Genomic DNA, 20389 nt, shown 5'->3' on the forward strand with positions numbered 1-20389 from the left:
AAAACCCCTCCTAGATTAAAAGTAGAATAAACCTGTCAATTCTTTAGAAAATCAGCTCTAAAAACTTCTTTGTTTCATTGCCGATTTATCGATTTTCAAAAGCTTGATTTGTATAGCTAGATATTATTTATTTGCCTTCCCTTAATGCTTTTACATCCACACGAACTTTTTCAAGTAAACGCATTTTATGATTCCAGCACTCAGTTGATAAATCGACTGGGTATTTTTGTGGATTAAGATCACGTTTATATTCTTCCCAAAGTGAATCAAGATTTTCTTTTGCGTAGCTTTTGATTTCTTCTAATGTAGGCATTTCATATACTCGTTTTCCTTCAACAAAAATATCTTGTAACACAGCTCTCGCTTCAAAATCTCTGACTGTTTTATTGATAAATGTATGCACCGGATGGAACATATAAATTTCCTCTTGTTTACGAGGATCCTCATCCCATAGTGTCACATAGTCACCCTCAGATTTTTTATCTGATTTACGTGTGATTCGCCATACTTGTTTTTTTCCAGGTGTTGTAACTTTTTCGGCATTGCTGGAAAGTTTGATAGTATCTTTCATCTGACCGTCTTTATCTTCGATCGAAACTAATTTAAACACAGCGCCTAAAGCTGGTTGATCATATGCCGTGATCAATTTTGTCCCAACACCCCAAACGTCAATTTTTGCTTTTTGCATTTTTAAACTTAAAATAGTATTTTCGTCTAAATCATTTGAAGCATAGATTTTAGCGTCTGTGTAACCTGCTTCATCTAATTGCTCACGTACTCGTTTTGAAATGTAGGCCATATCTCCACTATCAAGACGAACACCTAGGAAATTGATTTTATCCCCCATTTCCTTCGCTACACGGATTGCACTTGGCACTCCAGATTTTAAGGTATCATAGGTATCAACCAAAAAGACACAATCTTTATGCGTTTGCGCGTAGGCTGTAAAGGCATCATAATCATTTCCATAGGACTGTACTAATGAATGAGCATGTGTTCCACTGACTGGAATACCGAAAATTTTACCAGCACGAACATTACTTGTCGCATCCGCTCCGCCAATGAAAGCCGCACGTGTACCCCAAACAGCCGCATCCAATTCTTGGGCACGGCGAGTCCCGAATTCCATCAAAGGATCTTCTCCGATCACAGATTTGATACGTGCCGCTTTTGTTGCAATTAGGGTTTGGAAATTGACCATATTCAAAAGAGCAGTTTCGATCAATTGACATTGTGCTAAAGGCCCCTCTACCTGAATCAATGGTTCATTATTAAAAACCAAATCTCCTTCTAGTGCAGAACGAACGGTACACTTAAATTCAAATTCTTTTAGGTAAGTCAAAAAGTCCTCTGGATAATCCTCTACTTCTCTAAGATAAGCAATATCTGTATCTGTAAACGTCAAATTCTCTAAATAATCGACCAATCTTTCCAAGCCTGCAAAAATAGCATAGCCATGATTAAAAGGCATCTCCCGGAAATAACATTCAAAAACTGAATGCAAGTCCGCTCTACCTAATTTCCAATACGTTTGCATCATGTTAATTTGATATAAATCAGTATGTAACGTTAAGCTATCATCATCATAAACTTTCTTCATCTCACTATACCACCCTTTATTTTTCTGAAATTTAATTTCTATTATATCAAAAAACTGTCTTTTTAACTAAAAACTGATTTTTAAGATGCTTTTTTCTTGAAAATAAAAAACTTGCTGAAAAAATAATTCAATACGACCACCGCAACTTGAGTCAGCATTTTCGCCCAAAAATCTGAAATATGCATCCATTCGATCATTAAAATCATCAATGCCATATCAACGACAAATGATAAGATACGATACCAGTAAAACAGTAGCATTTCTCGAATAAAAGAACTGATATCCTCATGGTTACTAACAAAAACAAAATATTTATTTGTAAAAAATGCGAACAACACAGATAAAAACCAGCCGATTGCATTACTTATTTTATAGTCGATTCCTAAGATATCTTTACAGATGAAGAAAATCACTAAATTGACAATCGTTGTTGCCACACCAAAAACTAAATATGAAATCACTTCTTTATATTTATGAAATAACTCTTTCAACATTCACGCTTCCTTTCGTTCCTTTTCCTATTTTATCAAATAAAAGATAGAAATCCTACTGATTTTCTAGTTTCTATTACTTGATCATTTGTTTTAAAATAAGCATTTTTGATTCTATTTCACATAGATATTTTTATAATAGAAAACTGCTAATTGCGTCCGATCCCTTAGTTCTAGTTTTTCTAATAAATTACTGATATAATTTCTGATCGTTCCTTCACTTAAATAGAGTTGATCAGCGATTTCTTTATTATTCAATCCTTCTGCTATCAAAGAAAGAATAGACAGATCTTTTTCATTTACTTTGTGTTCCTCCGAACAGGTTATTTTTTCTGTTTGTAACAAATGAGGTAATCGCTCCATGATGGTATGTCCAAAAACTGATTGGCCATTCTTAACAGCTTTGATAGATGGGACGATTGCTTCTATGTCTTGCTTTAATAAATAACCTTTAACACCAATCCTGAGCGCTTCCATAATATAATCATCATCTGAAAAGGTTGTTAAAAGTAAAATAACAGCTTGCTCATTTTTTGCTAAAATATTGGTAGCTGCTTCAATCCCAGTTGATTCTTTCATCCGAATATCCATCAATAAGATATCCGGCTGTAGTTCTTCATATAATTCCACGGCTTGAATTGCACTATCGCCTATTCCTACTACGCTAATTTCACCACTTGCTTCAATAATCGTTTTAAGTGAAGTAGTCACTAATACATCATCATCCACAATCAATACTCGAATCACTTTTTAACCTCCCTAGATTTTGGCAAAATAGCCAAAACCGAAAAACCAACTTCTTTTCGGTTATAACTCAGTCTACCACCTAATTTTTCTATTCTTTCCTGCATACCTATCAACCCGATTCCGATTTCATTTGGGGCTTTTTCTTTATTCTGAGTTCCGTTGTCTTCTATTGTCAGTTTGTGAAATCCTGGGTGATCCTGAAAATGAATCGTCACTTTATCTGCATTGCTGTGTTTCATTACATTTGCTAGTGATTCTTTAATTAGCATGATACAAGCGAGTTTATATTCTTTACTGATATATTCAGAGAATGCACCTTTTAATTCTACCTCACAAAATGCAAAATTTTTTAAAATATTTTCACACGCCAAAGATAAACTCAGTGACTCATCATGCAAATCATGTACGCTATCTCGGATGCTGTTCATCCCTTGTGTAATGGTTTCTTGTAGTTGATCTAGTGGGATCAGCATTTTTTCATCTTGATTAATTGCTTTAAGTGCTCCAGTTTGGAGCAAAGCACTAGAAAGTAAATGTCCGACATTATCATGAATATCTCGAGCAATTCTATTTCGTTCATTTGAAAGTTCCAAATTAATTTTGATCTCTTGTTTTTTGATCAACTCAGAGTTTTGTGATTCAAAAGTAAAACTATTCTCATACTTTTCTTCATTCAGTACTAAATAGTCATTGTGCAATGCGTCATCTTTTAAAGAAAGAAAAGCTAAATAAGCCGATAGTCCGCACAATAATAGAATGGAAAGTTTTAAGTTATTCGAATAATTACTACTATGTAAAAGAAATATTAAAATCAGACAGCTATTGATAATTGTCATGTTTTTTCCTTCATCCATCCTCCCGTCATAAAAAAGGATTGGGACAAAATAAGCATATTCTGGCCACTTTGTCGCGGCAAGCAATAAAATCAAAATACCTAAAATGGAAAGTTTTGGTTTCTTGATCACCCAAAGAACGATGCTCAAGACAATTGTCACTAAGACAAAAATAACCATTTCACTTTGGTAGGTTTGATTTAAAAGAAGTAGCAAGCACAATCCTAACAAAAAAGCTTTATCAAACAAGTTTCGTATTAAAAATTTATTCATCATCTTCTCCAAATTCTCCACTTATATGACAAATGTCACATCGATATAGGAAAATATTCACTTATATCTAATTATCTTTTGAGCTATAGTTCTATTATAAAGAAAAAAAGGAGAATTTCATATGATAATCGAAATAAATGACTTAGTAAAACGCTACGGAAAGTTAACAGCATTGAATCACTTTAATCTACAAGTAAAAAAAGGCGAAATCTTAGGACTACTTGGTCCTAACGGCTGCGGAAAATCAACCGCGATCAATTGCATGCTTTCACTGTTATCGTATGACAAAGGCGAAATAAAACTCTTTGGCGAAAAAATGTCTCCAACTCGCTATGATATAAAAAAACGAATTGGTGTCGTTCCACAAGAAGTCGCTGTTTTTGATGAATTGACAGTTATTGAGAATATCGATTACTACTGTGGCTTATATATCAACGATAAAGCAACTAGAAAAAAGTATGTTGCAGAAGTCATCGTATTGGTAGGTCTGGAAGATTTTACTAGTTTCCCACCAAAAAAACTTAGCGGTGGACTAAAGCGACGACTTAATATCGCATGTGGCATCGTCCATAAGCCTGAACTTATCTTTTTAGATGAACCTACAGTTGCAGTGGATCCCCAAAGTCGTAATAAGATTTTAGATAGTATTAAAGAACTAAATCGTCAAGGAGCAACGATTGTCTATACGACCCACTATATGGAGGAAGTAGAACAATTATGTAACCATATCGTGATTGTTGAAAAAGGCCAAGTCATAGCAGAAGGTACCAAAGAACAACTAAAAGGCATGATCAAAGTCAATGAAAAAATCGTAATCGAAATACCAGATTTCCCGTCATCTGTTAAAGAAGAACTATTACAACTTCCTGGAATTATCGATATCACATATGACAATGTTTTTGTAACCTTGAATACTGAAAAAAACAAAGCTGTCTTTACCAAAGTTCTGCATATCTTGGAAGAAAATCACGTTTCATTTGGTAATTTTTACACTCAACAACCCACACTTAATGATGTCTTTTTAGAAATAACAGGCAGAGAATTAAGAGATTAGAGAGGAGCCATCGTATGTTTTGGCATTTATATTATTATCGCTTAAAAATTCAATTGAAAGACAAAGTTTTACTATTTTGGTCCTTGGTTTTCCCGTTACTTTTAGGTTTATTTTTTACAGCTGCTTTTAGCAATCTCGATACGATTGATTTGGCTAAGAAGATTCCAGTTGGTATCGTTACGAATGAACAAATTCCAGCACAAGATACTGACTTATTCATGAATACTCTGAACGAAATCAAAAATAATGATCAAAAAATGTTTAGGCCAGTCATACTTTCAAAAGAAAAAGCTGAAAAACAATTACTAAATGAATCAATTGCTGGTTATTATACTCTAACTGAGGATGATATATCACTGACAATCAGTAAACAAACGATCCAACAAAATATTTTGGATACATTTATGAATCAATTTCTTCAAAGTAAAATGACCTTGACTACCTTAGAAAGAGAAAATCCTGCTCTTTTAGCCTCATCTATCACAGAAAAAATAGGTAAAACAACTAATTATATTTCTGTTAATCAAGCTACAGCTTCAAAAGGAAGTCAGAAAAGCTTTTATTTCTTTACTTTAATCGGAATGAGCTGCATGTTCGGTATGTTCTGGGGGATCACTAATGCGAATGATGAGCAAGCGAACCAATCAGCTAATGGCATCCGCCTAAGTATGACACCAAAAAACAAACTATTTATTGTCCTAACAAACTTATCTTCTTCATTTACAATCTTTATTGCGGAAATATTTTTTATCTTAGGTTTCTTCCATTTTATTTACAATGTAGATTTTGGAACTCGCTGGTTACTTATTTTATTAACTTGTGCGTTAACTGCTCTCACAGCACTTTCATTAGGTGTATTATTTGGCAACATCTTAAAAGTACCGTTAAATCAGAAAATTTCACTAGCCGTGACTTTTCAAATGACTTGTAGTTTTCTAGCAGGAATGATGTCTCCTGATATCAAGCTTTTAGTAAATCAACATCTTCCTTGGTTAAACGCAATAAATCCAGTGAACCTTGTCAGTGAGGCTTTATATAAGCTGTATTATTATCAAAATATCGACAGTTTTTACAATAACCTGATTAGTCTAGGGATACTGACAACAATCTTTATCACCGCCAGTGTTATTTATGAAAGGAGAGTGCAGTATGTCAGTCTTTAAAGCTACTTTAGGCATTCTGAAAAAGAATCTAGGAACTCTGATTCTTGCATTGGCAATTAGTCTAGGTATTTCTTTCGCTTATTCTGGTTCTAATTCGACTAAATCCAATGCGACAGAGCTTGAGAAAATGAACGTCGTTATTTTCAATAAGGATCACGGAAACACGGGAAAACAACTAGAGACTTATTTAAAACAAACGATGAATGTTGTCTCATTAAAAGATACGCAAGAAAAGATCGATGACGCTTTATTTTTTGGAAAAGTTGATTATGTACTAACTATTCCTGACTCTTTCTCTCAAACTATCAAACAAAATCAACGACCTAAATTAACAATTCAAGTCAAACCTGATAGCTTTAACCAAGTATATATTGATTCAATTATCAATAATTATTTATCTACGTATCAATTCTACCAAGAAGCATTTCCAGGTAAAACAGAAGCTGAGATCGTTAATTTAACAACTACTAATCTGGCCAAGGTAGGACAGATCAACTTTGATTCATCTTATAATCAATCAAAGAAAAATAAGGCAACTGGCAAAGTTTTTGGTGTATTAGCATACACTATGTTTATGACTATTTTCAGTGCAATCACTTTAGTCAGTTTGGCGTTCAATCGTAAAGAAATCAAACTTAGAAATGGTTGTTCTCCTCTTTCTAAGCGATCGTTTTCACGCCAACAGTTTATTGTACAACTTGGATTTTGTTTAGCACTTTGGGCAGTTTTTGTATGCCTTATTCTTCTGATTACGAAAAGCAATATTGATCGATACAGTGCCTATTTTATTTTGAACACGCTACTTCTATTTATCGTTGCGGTATCTTTTAGTAATCTAATCGGGGGTATCATCAGTAATCCAGATATGGTTTCTGGAATTAATAATGTGTTTATTTTAGGTAGTGCCTTTGTTAGCGGAGTTTTTGTGCCCGTAGAAATTTTACCTGACATCGTAACGAAAGTGGCTTCTTTTACACCAACTTATTGGTATATGAGAAATTGCACGTTGATTGGAAATACGGTTCACTTTAACAATGATTTTTCTACTAAATTTCAATTCAATTCACTTATTTTATTGATTTTTGCTTTCATCTTTTTCTTATTAGCAATGCTAACAAGAACAGAACATGGCGGTTTGAAATTTTCCTTTAGCAAAATAGCTATCAACAAGTAACAAACCCTCTCAAGAGAAAGCCGCAATTCAGCTTTTTCTTGGAGGGTTTTATTTCTATGCTGGATCAACATTCTTTTGAATCACAATAATATCTTTTCTAGGTGCACTAAAAGAATACCCTTTTTGCTGCATGTCATTTTTCACACCGATATGCACTGTTACTTCTTCTCTAGTCGTATTTAACAGTTTTTTGATCACATAATCAACTTCTTTTTTGGCAATCTTCTTTTTAGTATTGATCATAATGATGTCGATTTTATCAAATGCATCAGCGTATACAATTTGGGTACGGTCCAGTGCATATAATTTAAAAAATTTAATCGCTTTTGTCCCAAAAACGAACTTAGTGATATTTGGATAAAAATATTCTAAGTCTAAATTCCTATTGATTGGTGTTTCGATTAATTTCATTCTCTCAGCTCCTTACTTATTTAACATTTATCTTGATAACTTTACATAAAAAATTTTACTCTTTCAGCGACTTTTTGTAAATCAAAAAAATGATTTTTCATCGAAAAATATGTTATTCTAAAAAAAAGACTTGACCTTACCGTTAAGTAAAGGTTTATGCTAGTTACATACAGGAGGGAAACAGATGGAATACACAATCAAAAAAATTGCTGAATTATCCGGAATCAGCACTCGAACATTGCGTTATTATGACGAAATCGATCTTTTAAAACCTGCGCGTATCAATTCTTCTGGTTACCGCATATACGGAACGAAAGAAATCGATAAACTGCAGCAGATTCTTTTTTACCGTTCATTGGATTTGAAACTAGAGGCCATCCAAAAACTACTGAACACACCAGACTATGATCCCAAGCACGCGTTACAGGATCATTATCGACAGTTACTAGAAAAACGTCAGCAGATCGATCATCTAATCCTTACTGTAGAAAAAACATTACGCTATCAAAAAGGAGAAATCACTATGACTGATAAAGAAAAATTTGTAGGATTCAAACAAGAAAAATTACGAGAAAATGAACAAAAATACGGCAAAGAAATACGCGAGAAATATGGAGAAGAAACAGTGGAGGCATCAAACCAACAGTGGCTTAATCTAAGTAAAGAAGATTTTAGTGGAATGGAAACGGCTGAAAAAGAACTGTTTGAAGCATTAAAAATTGTGATGGCCACCAAAGAATATCAATCAAAAGAAGCTGAAACGGTCTTTTTAAAGCATAAAGAATGGCTACAATATACTTCGCCTGTCTATTCAGCCGAAATGCATAGAGGTTTGGGGCAAATGTACATTGGTGATGAACGATTTACCGCTTATTATGATGAACGAGCTGGAAAATCTGCCGCTCAAACACTAAATCAAATTATTCAACATTATGCAAAATAGAAAAACAATTATAAGTTGAGAACGTTTAAGGGTCTGAGAAGTAACTACCAAAGTTACCTCTCAGACCCTTAAAATCTAAATAGTACTAAGAAATCAGCTCTTTTTATTACTTGTTTTGGTTCCTATAAAGTCCCAAAAAAGGCAAGACCAAATAAAATCAGTAAAAAAATCGTTAAAGCTGCCGATTTAAGTCTTCGTTTTCTCTGTCTAGCAATAAAATTAGCATTTTTTAAACGCTCTTGCTTGTAACTAGCAGAGTGCTTGATTTGCGTGATATCATAATAAAAAAACTGCAGTGGCTGTTCCAGTATATTCTCATCTAATCCATCTGTATCACCAACTAATAATGTATACTGTCTGATTTTTGATGGAAAATTTCTACTATTCTTCTTTTTTAACTTCACAAATAACTCTTGATCGCCTATGAAATAATAAGATTGATCATCTTCCTGAATTTCGATCGACTCCATTTTCTGAAATTCATCCGGCAATTGCGTTTTGATCTGTTGGAAATAGGCGTCGAAAACTTCTGCTCGTAAATAACGAAGTAAATAGACAATTAAACCTGCCTCGCCCAAAAACAATAATACTAACAACACTCGAACAAATGATCCAGATAAACCGACACCAACAGCCGTTACCAACATAATAGCAAGCAGAAATAATAAATATCTTTGATAATGCTTCATATACAGCTGCCTGATTCCCGATTGATAATATTCTAAATCATGTTCAACTTTGTCTTTTATTTCGTTCATTGTTACTCTCCTAACTCAAAAAATTTATTGCTTAATTACACCTTTTTATCTTGTTTCAAAAATATTCACTACTTTTAGTCGATCCTAGACAGTTCTTACTAACAATCTAAGTTTTTATTCTTTGATGATTTCTTCAAAAATAAAAGTTCCAACACCACCGTCTAAGCAATCACCGATAATCAGCTGACACTGTTCTTTCACAATTTCTTTAGCATTTCCTACTGCAACTGGAATATCGACAACTTCTAACATCGCTAAATCATTTTCACCATCACCAATACCATAACTACGTGCATCTGGAAATTTTTTCATGAATTCTTTGATAGCATTACCTTTGCTGCTCTTTGGATCAACAATTTCTAAGCATTGCGTAAATGAAGAAAAGACATCCGCCGACTCGCTACTCAATAAGTCACGCAACGTTTCATGTTCTTCATCGCTTGCTTCCATCAATTCTATTTTCATTACTTTTAACTCTGGATGTTCAGTCAAATAAGTAAATGGATCTTCCACATGCTGGCATTGTTCTTTGAAGAAGTCTACTTTGAAATCCATGATCTGTTTGCCTGTTTCGCCCATTGGTTCTAACTTTTTCCTTAAAGCTAAAATATTTGTGTCATAATTTTCAACTGCCTTTAAAATAATTCCTTCATTTGTATGAATATGATAAAAAATATGTCGTGCTTCTAAAATAGCGATGACTCTTTCACATTCAGCCATTGATATACAATGATTATACTGAATGGGCTCACCAACCAATTTATGTCCGCCGCCATTACTAAAAATAACATCGCACTCACTATCTAATTCATCCATCAATTCTGTCAATTGCGCATAACCACGTCCACTGATAAACACAAAATGATCCCCTTGCTTTTGTAAAGCGTAAATCGCATCATAGTTGACTTTTGGCACTTCACCGGCTAGATCTTGAAACGTTCCATCTATATCACAAAACACAATATTCATTTATTAAACTCCCATTCCTTATTGGCTCATTCTCCCTTTGTCTACACGACTACATAAGGATATGCCTTTTTATTTTGACACATTGAGTATAGCATAAATTATCTAGGATATTTTAAAAAGTTGTTCATTATTAGCTCTGATTGGTTCCCTGATAGTTTACATACAAAACAAAGGCCTGTATACATTAGCTGAGAATCAAATCGGCTATTTATACAGGCTCACTCCGTTATTTTCGAATAAAAAAGATCAGTTCTACTCAACATACTTGTTTTTCAGGCATACAGCAATAGCATCAAATAAAAATAGCCGCGTCAATAAACTCAGAATTTCTCTACTAATGTTCGTTGTAACAACAAGCGTTTAATTATTTTTGTTTATATCTACGTAAACTTAATCCGTATAATCAACAATTGACGCATAAATTTCTTTTAATTCCTGCTTGCTGTCAAAGCCTCCCAATAATGATTGTGAAACCTTCTTTTTCTCAACAGCTTCTTGATCATTACTATACACAATAGCTTTTGAGGACGCTGGCCGCTTATCTATTTCCTTGTACTCTTCCTTAAAATGTTGAATCGATTGATCAGTCAGTTTCTTTGGAAGGTCGATGATTTCTGCACTTTTCGCCAATAATTCGTCAAAATTGTCTTTTGGATAAGTTATCTTTTGACCATAAGTCGTCATTGAAAGACTTTGAGATGTCAAACGGACTTCTTTTTTCTCTTTGTTATATGAATATTTTAAATCCACTAGCGCAAAAACTCTTAACTCATCACGATCATTTATAGGATAATACGCTCGCGCTTTTAGTTCATCTCCAGAAGCGTACATTGTAAATTCAGGATCACCTTCTTGCATTCCTTTCGATTTGACGTCCGCTTTAAGCATCTCTTTAACTTCTTTAACAAAGTTTGGAACGTGTACGTTGAATTTATTCTTTAGTAAATCAAATGCTTCTTTTTCAGTAATTTCAGGATAATCAAAAGTCCCAAAAGGTTTTTCTCGTTTTTCATGCCATGTTAGTTGTTGGTGTTCAACTGTGCTTGTCTGTTTTTTTGAAGAACAAGCACTGACGCATAATAGTACACACACGATTATAGCCACAAATGGAAGATAGGATTTTTTTTTCATTATTTCTCTTCCTCTTTCTCTGCTTCATTTAATACAACAATCGGAACGTCCGTTGCGTTTTTAAAGATGTCTTTATCTGGAATCAATAAGATATCACTATCATCCTTTAATTCATACAAACTGACTCCTTCAATAGAACTTCCCCCATCAACTGCTTTGCTTTTTTGCTCGATCAATTTTGGAATATCCAAAATTGAATTATCTTTTGCCAGCTCCCCTTGTACTAGTATTTTTCCGTTTTGAGTTACTTGGATCAGTGTATCCCATTTATCAGCTGTTATTGATTGATTTTTCTTTTTATTTGTTACCGTATATCTCAGTGCTAAGAGCTTCTTATCAGCTGCACCTGTTACATTCATAACACCTGTCAAAGTCAATGAAAGATCATCATTTTGAAAAACAACGTTCTCTTCTTCATCAGCGTCGGTTCCTTTGTCTTTTACTTCTTTAACAGAACGAGCTGACTCGTCGATGATTTCCGCACGTTTTTTATACTCTCCATCTTTTGCTGAATAATAATTTAATTGAACCATGCCGTTAGCTGTTTCAATATAATACAAATGCAGCCAGGATTCTCTTTTATCGAAAGTTGTGTCTAATGTATACTTGTAACCTTTGTATTTTCCAACTTTAAATTCTTTCATAAAAATATCTGATTCCTTTTTGTAATTGTATTGTTTCTTCAATTCGTTACGAATTTTTTTGCCAAAATCAGCTAACTCGATCGATTCTTTTCTTTCAGACATCACAATTAATGTTGAATTACTTTTAGTATCTTTTGCTCCAAATATTGCCTCGTTACTATACGTTACTTTATAGTCCAATGTTTTCTCCCATGTGCTTGGCAATTGAATGGTATACTCGATTCCTTTTCCATCAAATACTTCTTTTTTGTCTGACAGTTTAGCTGAACAACCACTGATAAAAATTAGTAGCAACACAACCAAACCAATATTTTTTTTATGCATCATATTCTCCTTTTTCCTATCCACCAATTGTAAAAAACAAAAGTAATCGTACAACTGATGAACAAACTTAGGCCAATTTTAAACCCTTCAGGCAAAAACACAAATTTGATTTTATGTTTTCCTTCGGGCACAGGTAATGCTAAAAAAGCATCTTTAAACGTTGGTATTTCCACTTTTTTCCCATCTATATAGGCACTCCATCCCTTATCATACGGAATTGTAGTCAATACCACTTGTTCTTTTTCTAACGCCACATCTGCTTGGGCTATTCTACCTTTCGTTTCAAAGGAAACGCCTTGCTTTTGGATCGATTGTACTGATTTTTCAAATACGTCAACATTCATAAACATCGCCGTTGGCTTCACTAAATGAACCACGCCTTCTCCAGTAAAACTCACTTCTACTTGAATTTTTTCAGCTTTTTCGTAGTACCCAAGATTGTAGTATTGCCCATTTTCTTCAAGACCGGAGCGCTGTTCGATTCCATTGACTTTAGTGATTGCTTCAACTTCCATTCCTCTTCCATACAAACTTAAATACGCTTGTGAACGTGCTGGAACATCGATTGAATAGGTTATTTTACGCAATTTATTTGGAACGGTTTTCGAATAGAAAAGAACAGAACCTTTGTCTTCTATTTGAACATTTTCCTCTTTGATCATTTCTGCTTCTGAAAAATAAAAGAGAGGTTCTTTTTGATTGGATAGATACTGAATCAGCTCAGCTTGATTTTTCACTGCATTTTTCTTATAGATTCCTTGATCCGTTAAAATTCCTAGAGGCAAAGCGAGGCGATTTTCATATAATTTGTGTTTGCCTGCGGTTTCTTTAAGAGTGAAACCATATTTCTTAGGATCATTTTCTGAAATGTTGTATTTAATTCCTAACAATGCATCCATCACTAAGGTGTTATTTGCATATTGAATCGTCAAATTGGTGCCATTAGAGCGAAAACCTAATTCATCTAAATACATAGAAGAATGACGATTTCGAATCGATGAAAACATTGATACGCCACTATAACCATAAATAAAACTTTCATTTCTCGAAACACTATTTAAATTTGCTAGACGATACAATGTATCATTATCTTGTCGAGTCGATTCTACTAATTTATGCACATCTTGATAATTTCGATCATAGGCCACACGTTCAGGATACCGCCATTCTCCATTGATTCCAGTAATCATCTGCTGTGTATTCATCATCATTTCACCAAGGAAAACAATGAATAATAACACCCACAAAACCATCTTTTTTTTGTACCATTTAACACTAATAATCCAAATCGTAAGATAAACCAACAGCAAAACTACAGTCATTGCAATAGCTGTTTTATCTAAATAATCATACCGTTTTCGATTGGCTAAAAAAATGATCGCAATATAAAGAAGGATCATCCCCATAACAATATTGACCAATCGATTCGTGTCTTCTTTCGTTACGTTTTCCAATCCGAATCCTGCCAGTAATAAACCTAAAAATGAAAAAAGAAAACTAAAGCGAAATAAAAACATGTTCGGCGAGTGGAATCCATGCCAAAATAAATTAAGTGGTTCGATGTAGACACTTGCGATCAACAATAGAAATAAACTGCCATAGAGTAACTTATTTTTTAGTGGAAATTTTGGACTGACAAAGTAAAAGAGACAAAAAATCAGACCTATTAAGCCAAAATAAAGAAAAGGTGAACTGCCAAACTTGCTTGTGTCATAAACACCAACCATTGTTTTAACAGGAATATCCCAAATATCTGTTCCTGAGGTAAAAAAATGCTTCAACTCTGTTAAACTCTCTCCGTTATTCTTTAAATCCAATAACGTAGGTAAAATGGTAATCATTGACGCACCTCCTGCTAAAAGTGAGGTAATAAAATAGGGCAACAAACTTTTCTTATATTTTGCTGGCTCAGTCAAAAAACGGCAAAAAACATAAAGAAACGAAAAGACTCCGATCATAAAAGCCATATAAAAATTGGATAAAAATAATAAAAGATAACTACTAAATAAAACTGCTGGTTTACTTTTGTCCATCAAACGGTGAATTCCTAAAATTACTAAGGGTAAATAAATCAAGCCATCCAACCACATTTGTTGTGGAGAGTATGCCACTGCAAAACCACTTAAAGCGTAGCTAATACTCAACATCACATTGATCCACTGAGGAACCTTAAATGTTTGATCGCTCATAATCCAAAATGTGCCGCCGATTGTGCCAAATTTAAGCAAAATAATCATGTAAAGCGCATCCGGTACTTGGCTATTATCAAAAAAATAAATCAATGGACTAAAAATCCCATTTAAATAATACGCCATAAAAGACCAATAATTTAGCCCTAAAGATCCATACCAAGTGTAAAAAAAACTTTGTTTTCCATGTAATACATTGTTTAAACTTGCAAAGAAATTAGACGTTTGTGATAAGGCATCACTCGCTAGAATTGTTTTTTCACTACCTGGATAAATACCTAGAAGAAAATAGACGAAACACATTACTCCCATTGGTAAAAGAATACTTAAACAAAAGGCCCAGCCTTTCTGTTTTATCCAATCAATTCTTCTCATATGGTAATTCCTCCTATAATCTTAACGTTTAATTTACTACTTCACTTGCCCAATTTTATTCAATGGAAAGTAACGATATGTCACAACCCCTTCGATTTGTTCTTCGCTGATCAACCCCATTGTTCGGCTATCTTTTGAAGCACTTCGATTGTCGCCCAAAACAAAATAACTTTTTTCTGGTATCTTGTGTATGTCTCGTAACGCTTGAAAAACTTCTTCATTGACCATAACTTTTAACGTACTATCTGGTAAGTCTTCCGATGGAATTGGATTTGCCGTGTTTAATGTCCACTTGCCAGCTTTTTGTGGTCTAAGATACACAGCTTTTGAATCTGTCCATAATTGATCTCCTGGAAGTCCAATGACTCTCTTCACATAACTTGATTCATTAGAAATTTCTGGGTCAAATGTGATCAATTCATACCGTTCGGGTAAGCGGCCTTTTCTCACGATGATACGATCATTATTCTCCAATGTCGGTACCATCGATGATCCAGCTACTCGATGTGTCTTATTTTGCACTAAAAAAACAAAACATAATCCGATGAGCAATAAGAAAAAAATATCCTGTGGTTTTATTATCCTTTTCGTTTTACGTTGGCGCATTTTTTCTAATTGTTCTTTTTTTTCTTTTGAATAATAGCGACGCTTCTTTTTAGTTGAATGTCCTTTTTTTGTTGCTTGTGGATGCGTTTTGTATATAGTCACTAATTGCCCTCCCACTATGTAATTCTTTTAAAATTGAGACATGTGATGAAACGGTATTATTCTTGCTTTCACAATACCTAAAATATCTTTCTGCTCAATCCAGCCAAAGTCACGACTGTCAGCCGCATAATGGCGATTATCTCCTAATACAAAATAACTTTCTTTGGGTAAAGTTATTGAGCCTGTTAATTCTGCTAATGTAAAATCTTCTGTTAATAAACGTTGTTCTTTCTCGGCTTCATTAAGTTCATTTTTTAAAAAACGTTCTACCACTGGTCTTTTATTAATCAACAACTGGTCTTTTTCATACGCAATCTCTTCTCCTGGCAAAGCAATCACTCGTCTGACCATTGGTTGTTTCTTATCTGGTTGTTTAAGATAGACCATATCAAATCGCTTGATTTTGCTGTATTTGCTAACAAACAGACGATCGCCATCATTTAACGTTGTCGTCATTCCATATCCATTGACTTTGGGCAAGCTAAAAAATAACCATTGGAATACAAAAAAAAGCGTCAACAGTAGAAAAAAGCTGACACCGATTTCCTTATAGAATTGGTGTCGTTGCTTTTTTCGTTTTTTCAATGTTCTTTTAATTGTATTTTTTTTATACCTGGCTATTTTTGCATCAGTACGTTTATCTTTCTTTGACTGAACGTTTCTGTTTTTGATTGCTGTATTTGTTGTTGCGTTTTGATTACTTTTTTTTCTCTGTTTTTTTATAGACGCTACTTTCTTAGAAGTTTTATTCGCTTGTTTCATCTTGAGTCTCCTAATTTTTCTGTTTCAGTGCCGACTCGTTGACTTTAAAGTACTTGAAAACTGCTTTTTGCCGTTCATTTATTTTTTTGATATCTTTTAAATAACCATCGATCGTTTCTTGTTTTGTCAGTTGTTCTTGGCTTAAAGTCGACAAGTTCAATCCAACGTTTTTCATTGATACATAATAACGAGTCAATAATTTCGCACCTTCCGATGACAATCCACCTGAAACAGGCCGATTGCCATAGGAGACTAATAAAGAGCTAACTTCTTGAAATTGCGGATAGACTTTTTCTACACTACCGCCTTCTTTGATCGTTACCATTTTCCCCTCTAAATCTTCTGTCAGTAAATACCCTTGAACAACGACTTTTGCATCTTCTGATGTTAAATTAGTCAGCTGATAATAGCGCGCATAAAATGCACTTCCTGCTGAGATAAACATAACAATCAGTAACAGTAAAAAATGGAAGCCGTAGCGTTTTTGTCGTTTTTCTAGCGATTTTCGTGCGTATAGCCATTTTTTTCTTTTTCGTTTATTTTTAGGACGCTTACGCCACTGTTTCTTTTTTAGCTCCTTTTTGATTGAAAAAAAGTAAAAAAGACAAAAAAGCAACAGGAGAAAACAGAGAATCGCAAATGAAAGCAAACCAATAAAAAACCAATCTAATAAACCCACTATTTTGATCTCCTTTCTTACTTACGCTTTTTCTTTCCTCTCTTTTTCGTTTTCTTTTTCTTATTGAGAGTACGAACGATAAAGAAAATAGCTAAGAAAGCAATAAAGACTCCTCCAGCAATCATGGCGATCAATTTCCAATCGATTCCTCTTTCCTGAATCAAGGTAACATCTTGTGCATTGTATTTATCCGCCTCTTCATTTGTGATTTTAAATTCTTTATTCCATGTCCATTCTTGTCCTTCGCTAGTGACAAGAATATGCGCTTTGTAGTCACCAGCCTCCATTTGATCTCCGTTCATTTCTAAAGGAAAATCAATCATTGAATTTGGTGCCATCCGCATATCTGCTCGTTTTATATCATATAAAACAGCTTCTGATCCTTTTTTTGTTACTTCGATTTCAACGGTCATTTTATTGACAAAATCTGCACTTGTATTTGAAAAATTAGTAAAAATACTATTGCGATAATTGGATAAACCAGCGTAAACACTATTCAACTGCAATTCTGGTTTGATTACGGTGTCACTTTCGGACAACACCATGCCGATAACAAAGGCATATTCATTAATAACCCCAGTCGCTTTTTTATTTTCTTCCTCTTCTTTTTTGGTTGGTTTAGATTTTAGATGGATACCTCCGACAATTTTTCCATCATAACTTGCCTCTGGCATACTTATATCTAACTTTAATGGACGTGTTTCTTTCGGTCCTAAAGTTATTTCTTTTGGTCCTTTCACAAGATCTTTAAAATCATACTTTAACGATGCGTCATTTTTTATCGCACTTGGTCCATATTCCAATACTCCATTAGAGTTGGTTTTTGCGCCATTCAAACCGACTTCGATTGTTTGTTCTTCGTCTGCACGATTTGACAACATGACTTGTACTGTTTGTTTTTGGCCAGGTTGCATAAGTAAATTAAAGTATTCAAAATCGCCTTGTTGATTCTCTGGTTTTATCGTTTCATATGTAAACTGTAAGTTCGCATATGCTGGTGTAGAAAAACCAAGAAGTACTGCTATGTATAGACTAAAAAATAGTCCTATGCTGATTCGTTTCTTCATCTGATTATTTTGTCCTTTCATGCTCCATCACTAAACAGTTCACCAGTTTTGCAACTGGCGAACTTGCTTAAAACGTTTTTTGTTTAACCAAGAAAAAGTCATTGACTTGTCATTTGATTATTTTGGTGTTGCATCTAGCGTCCAAGTAATTTTAGCTACATATTTACCATTCATAATTTCTTCAGCTTGGTTTGCTGGAAGTTCTAATTTAACAGACTCTTCTGGTTTTTGAGTAGCATCTTCAGCATCACCAAAGTAAACGGCATAACGTCCGCGTCCTTTTGTTTCTTCTGCGTTTTTGAAAACTAATTCTGAACCTGTTTCGTTGACTGTTGTTGCTCTGTTAAGTCCAGTAGAAGAAGGTTTCAATGATTCATTATCTTTATCTGCTACTAAGTTTGCGTTACCATATGTGATTTGAGCGCCGTTGATATTTCTAACTTTTCCTTTTGCTGTATCATTAAATTGGAAATTTTGAGAAATGACCGCTTTCAATTCATATCCATGATCCTCTACTTGACGATCATCTTTAAATTGTACCCAGTTGGCACGTCCGTCTACTTTATCGGTTGCGCCAACGGTATTCGCATTTGCTGTAGTTGGTTTAGCCCATGATGTTACAGCTCCAGTTGTTGCAGATTGTGAATTAAACACTAATTTAGACATCCCTTGAACCAAAAATGGTCCATCTAACAAAGCAGTACTATCAGTATCGACAGTTGATTGGCTTGTATAGTTTGGTGGTACAACACCTGAAGAGTCATAGGTGCCATATGTTTTACTTGTGAATTCAATTTCTCCTTCTCCAACGCCTGGTGCTGCTGGATCTGCGGCTTTTGTTACTCCTGGAGCGGTTGCTGCTACTGCGATTGCTGCTAGTAACGCTGTACCAGCTAATTTGTGTGTTAATTTCATTTGTATTTCCTCCTAGTTTTTGTGTTTTATCTATGGTAACTCGGCTAATATCCAAGTTAGCACCGTTGAATAGGCACCAGCTTCTTTTTCTGTCTCTTTCGGAACAGAAAGCGTAATCGCTTGATTACTAAAGACTGGTTTTTTAAAGATTGGATCTTCTATTGCTTTACCAGAAGAATCCACTCTTTGTTCTAATGTATTTGGGCGTCCATTCTTATTTTCTTTTGATGCACCAAATATAATGCTCCAAGTTCCAGAACCTTTTTCCGGCTGCGCCTGTGCCAAATTATAGGTGTCTCCAATATTACTCATATGAATAACTTCTTTGGAAACACTGGGTGACAACTTTGCATCTTTTATCGAATTGGTCCATGTTTGATCTAAAGAAATCACAGCACCTTTTAGTTCAGTTCCCGTTTTTGTTGCATGCTTAAATTGTTGCTCTTGTCTAACTTGTAAGGTCCAGCCAGTCGAGTCATCACGGTAATCTGAAACTTGTATAAAATTCCCTCTCACACCAGTATCTCCATGAAACAATTGAGCATTCACTGGAAATACAGCTGCTTTATCGGGAATCATAACTGTACTAAAATTCAATTTAGGTACAAAATCAATTCGTAAATCGCCTTTTGTTTGTGGTGTTTCCCCCGGGTCGACCTGTACTTCTGGATGTTCTGGGTCACGAATCACAGACTCTTCTTCTTTAAACCGTTTGAGATCTATTTCAGCTCCGCCTGTACGTGACTCAACCGCTTGAACTTGATCAATCTGTCCACTAAGAAATAGAACAGCACCAACACATGTAAGTAGAAATGTTGTTTTTTTCATTGGCTTTGTCCGTCCTTTTTGTCAACAGATTTTTTTCTTTTAAATAGATAAACACCAAACACAAGCATGATTATAGCAATCCCACTTACTGATAAACTTTTTAGTATCAATTCTCCAGTTGAAGGAAATTTACCACCAGGCTTTTTTATCGGTTCTTCACTAGAATCACTCGATGGCTCACTCGTTGTTGACGTTGGCTGTGTGCTTTCTTGCGTAAAAACAATTTCTCCATCCGTCTGAACAGCTGCTTCCATCCCATAAACTGAAATAGAGGGTACAGTGAGAATACTGCCTACAAAAACAAGGAAAACCAGAGCAACACTAACTTGTATTTTTTTCTTGATCAATTGA

The 20389-nt window shown here is 34.4% G+C and carries 21 protein-coding genes; 4 read left to right on the forward strand and 17 right to left on the reverse strand.

Annotation, left to right across the window (positions count from 1 at the left end; all coding sequences use genetic code 11):
* Positions 1-127: 127 nt before the first annotated feature.
* From BCR21_RS03830 to BCR21_RS03845, 4 genes are all read right to left on the reverse strand, one after another.
* Positions 128-1600, reverse strand: coding sequence for a nicotinate phosphoribosyltransferase (locus BCR21_RS03830; RefSeq protein ID WP_069645178.1), 1473 nt, complete (start codon positions 1598-1600; stop codon positions 128-130).
* Between the two features lie 80 nt (positions 1601-1680).
* Positions 1681-2091 carry a GtrA family protein gene (locus BCR21_RS03835; RefSeq protein ID WP_084013235.1) on the reverse strand — a complete coding sequence of 137 codons (411 nt, stop codon included), beginning with the start codon at positions 2089-2091 and terminating at the stop codon, positions 1681-1683.
* A 114-nt stretch (positions 2092-2205) separates the two neighbouring features.
* Positions 2206-2838, reverse strand: coding sequence for a response regulator (locus BCR21_RS03840; protein WP_205684820.1), 633 nt, complete (start codon positions 2836-2838; stop codon positions 2206-2208).
* Positions 2835-3944 carry a sensor histidine kinase gene (locus tag BCR21_RS03845; RefSeq protein ID WP_069645180.1) on the reverse strand — a complete coding sequence of 370 codons (1110 nt, stop codon included), beginning with the start codon at positions 3942-3944 and terminating at the stop codon, positions 2835-2837. The genes BCR21_RS03840 and BCR21_RS03845 overlap by 4 nt, the downstream gene beginning before the upstream one ends.
* 121 nt (positions 3945-4065) lie before the next feature.
* Between BCR21_RS03845 and BCR21_RS03850 the strand changes: the two genes are divergently transcribed.
* From BCR21_RS03850 to BCR21_RS03860, 3 genes are read left to right on the forward strand one after another with little or no spacing between them, the layout of a single operon-like run.
* Positions 4066-4998, forward strand: a complete 933-nt coding sequence (locus BCR21_RS03850) for an ABC transporter ATP-binding protein (RefSeq protein WP_069645181.1) — start codon at positions 4066-4068, stop codon at positions 4996-4998.
* A gap of 14 nt (positions 4999-5012) precedes the next feature.
* Entirely contained in the window at positions 5013-6161 is a 1149-nt protein-coding gene (locus BCR21_RS03855) for an ABC transporter permease (RefSeq protein WP_069645182.1), read from the forward strand.
* Positions 6148-7335, forward strand: a complete 1188-nt coding sequence (locus BCR21_RS03860; protein ID WP_069645183.1) for an ABC transporter permease — start codon at positions 6148-6150, stop codon at positions 7333-7335. Before BCR21_RS03855 ends, BCR21_RS03860 begins: the two co-directional genes overlap by 14 nt.
* A 54-nt stretch (positions 7336-7389) precedes the next feature.
* Here BCR21_RS03860 and BCR21_RS03865 read toward each other — a convergent pair whose 3' ends face one another.
* Complete coding sequence (locus BCR21_RS03865) at positions 7390-7746, reverse strand: DUF1827 family protein (RefSeq protein ID WP_069645184.1); 357 nt, start codon at positions 7744-7746, stop codon at positions 7390-7392.
* Positions 7747-7930: 184 nt separating this feature from the next.
* Here BCR21_RS03865 and BCR21_RS03870 point away from each other — a divergent pair, with 184 nt between their 5' ends.
* Positions 7931-8689 carry a MerR family transcriptional regulator gene (locus BCR21_RS03870; RefSeq protein WP_069645185.1) on the forward strand — a complete coding sequence of 253 codons (759 nt, stop codon included), beginning with the start codon at positions 7931-7933 and terminating at the stop codon, positions 8687-8689.
* 122 nt (positions 8690-8811) lie between these two features.
* On the opposite strand, the gene BCR21_RS03875 is transcribed toward BCR21_RS03870, so the two are convergent.
* The 12 genes from BCR21_RS03875 to BCR21_RS03930 all read right to left on the reverse strand — a co-directional run bounded on the left by BCR21_RS03875 (position 8812) and on the right by BCR21_RS03930 (position 20385).
* On the reverse strand, positions 8812-9447 hold the full coding sequence (locus BCR21_RS03875; protein WP_205684821.1) for a hypothetical protein: 636 nt from the start codon (positions 9445-9447) through the stop codon (positions 8812-8814).
* A 114-nt stretch (positions 9448-9561) separates the two neighbouring features.
* Positions 9562-10416, reverse strand: coding sequence for an HAD-IIB family hydrolase (locus BCR21_RS03880; RefSeq protein WP_069645186.1), 855 nt, complete (start codon positions 10414-10416; stop codon positions 9562-9564).
* Between the two features lie 390 nt (positions 10417-10806).
* A complete protein-coding gene (locus tag BCR21_RS03885) occupies positions 10807-11547 on the reverse strand; it encodes a hypothetical protein (RefSeq protein WP_069645187.1) in 741 nt (246 codons plus the stop codon).
* Positions 11547-12515: a DUF5067 domain-containing protein gene (locus BCR21_RS03890; RefSeq protein WP_069645188.1), complete on the reverse strand. Its 969-nt coding sequence runs from the start codon at positions 12513-12515 to the stop codon at positions 11547-11549. The genes BCR21_RS03885 and BCR21_RS03890 overlap by 1 nt, the downstream gene beginning before the upstream one ends.
* Positions 12515-15079 carry a YfhO family protein gene (locus BCR21_RS03895; protein WP_069645189.1) on the reverse strand — a complete coding sequence of 855 codons (2565 nt, stop codon included), beginning with the start codon at positions 15077-15079 and terminating at the stop codon, positions 12515-12517. The genes BCR21_RS03890 and BCR21_RS03895 overlap by 1 nt, the downstream gene beginning before the upstream one ends.
* Before the next feature lie 36 nt (positions 15080-15115).
* A complete protein-coding gene (lepB, locus tag BCR21_RS03900) occupies positions 15116-15787 on the reverse strand; it encodes a signal peptidase I (RefSeq protein WP_240488059.1) in 672 nt (223 codons plus the stop codon).
* Between the two features lie 27 nt (positions 15788-15814).
* The gene (gene lepB, locus BCR21_RS03905) at positions 15815-16549 is read right to left on the reverse strand and encodes a signal peptidase I (RefSeq protein WP_069645190.1); all 735 of its coding nucleotides are present in this window, start codon (positions 16547-16549) and stop codon (positions 15815-15817) included.
* 10 nt (positions 16550-16559) lie between these two features.
* Positions 16560-17228, reverse strand: coding sequence for a hypothetical protein (locus tag BCR21_RS03910; RefSeq protein ID WP_069645191.1), 669 nt, complete (start codon positions 17226-17228; stop codon positions 16560-16562).
* A gap of 17 nt (positions 17229-17245) precedes the next feature.
* Positions 17246-18295, reverse strand: a complete 1050-nt coding sequence (locus BCR21_RS03915; protein WP_069645558.1) for a WxLIP family cell surface protein — start codon at positions 18293-18295, stop codon at positions 17246-17248.
* 117 nt (positions 18296-18412) lie between these two features.
* The gene (locus BCR21_RS03920; protein ID WP_069645192.1) at positions 18413-19210 is read right to left on the reverse strand and encodes a WxL domain-containing protein; all 798 of its coding nucleotides are present in this window, start codon (positions 19208-19210) and stop codon (positions 18413-18415) included.
* Positions 19211-19240: 30 nt separating this feature from the next.
* Positions 19241-20038 carry a WxL domain-containing protein gene (locus BCR21_RS03925; RefSeq protein ID WP_069645193.1) on the reverse strand — a complete coding sequence of 266 codons (798 nt, stop codon included), beginning with the start codon at positions 20036-20038 and terminating at the stop codon, positions 19241-19243.
* Entirely contained in the window at positions 20035-20385 is a 351-nt protein-coding gene (locus BCR21_RS03930) for an LPXTG cell wall anchor domain-containing protein (RefSeq protein WP_069645194.1), read from the reverse strand. The genes BCR21_RS03925 and BCR21_RS03930 overlap by 4 nt, the downstream gene beginning before the upstream one ends.
* Between the last annotated feature and the right edge of the window lie 4 nt (positions 20386-20389).

The sequence above is a fragment of the Enterococcus ureasiticus genome, assembly GCF_001730285.1.
Lineage (GTDB): Bacteria > Bacillota > Bacilli > Lactobacillales > Enterococcaceae > Enterococcus_L > Enterococcus_L ureasiticus.

Bases quoted from the DNA above. Each gene is read 5' to 3' on its own strand.
- BCR21_RS03855 (WP_069645182.1), top strand. From the start codon at position 5,013: ATGTTTTGGCATTTATATTATTATCGCTTAAAAATTCAATTGAAAGAC.
- BCR21_RS03870 (WP_069645185.1), top strand. From the start codon at position 7,931: ATGGAATACACAATCAAAAAAATTGCTGAATTATCCGGAATCAGCACT.
- BCR21_RS03860 (WP_069645183.1), top strand. From the start codon at position 6,148: ATGTCAGTCTTTAAAGCTACTTTAGGCATTCTGAAAAAGAATCTAGGA.
- BCR21_RS03830 (WP_069645178.1), bottom strand. From the start codon at position 1,600: ATGAAGAAAGTTTATGATGATGATAGCTTAACGTTACATACTGATTTA.
- BCR21_RS03845 (WP_069645180.1), bottom strand. From the start codon at position 3,944: ATGAATAAATTTTTAATACGAAACTTGTTTGATAAAGCTTTTTTGTTA.
- BCR21_RS03880 (WP_069645186.1), bottom strand. From the start codon at position 10,416: ATGAATATTGTGTTTTGTGATATAGATGGAACGTTTCAAGATCTAGCC.
- BCR21_RS03895 (WP_069645189.1), bottom strand. From the start codon at position 15,079: ATGAGAAGAATTGATTGGATAAAACAGAAAGGCTGGGCCTTTTGTTTA.
- BCR21_RS03925 (WP_069645193.1), bottom strand. From the start codon at position 20,038: ATGAAAAAAACAACATTTCTACTTACATGTGTTGGTGCTGTTCTATTT.
- BCR21_RS03915 (WP_069645558.1), bottom strand. From the start codon at position 18,295: ATGAAGAAACGAATCAGCATAGGACTATTTTTTAGTCTATACATAGCA.
- BCR21_RS03850 (WP_069645181.1), top strand. From the start codon at position 4,066: ATGATAATCGAAATAAATGACTTAGTAAAACGCTACGGAAAGTTAACA.
- BCR21_RS03885 (WP_069645187.1), bottom strand. From the start codon at position 11,547: ATGAAAAAAAAATCCTATCTTCCATTTGTGGCTATAATCGTGTGTGTA.
- BCR21_RS03920 (WP_069645192.1), bottom strand. From the start codon at position 19,210: ATGAAATTAACACACAAATTAGCTGGTACAGCGTTACTAGCAGCAATC.
- BCR21_RS03865 (WP_069645184.1), bottom strand. From the start codon at position 7,746: ATGAAATTAATCGAAACACCAATCAATAGGAATTTAGACTTAGAATAT.
- BCR21_RS03890 (WP_069645188.1), bottom strand. From the start codon at position 12,515: ATGCATAAAAAAAATATTGGTTTGGTTGTGTTGCTACTAATTTTTATC.
- lepB (WP_069645190.1), bottom strand. From the start codon at position 16,549: ATGAAACAAGCGAATAAAACTTCTAAGAAAGTAGCGTCTATAAAAAAA.
- BCR21_RS03875 (WP_205684821.1), bottom strand. From the start codon at position 9,447: ATGAACGAAATAAAAGACAAAGTTGAACATGATTTAGAATATTATCAA.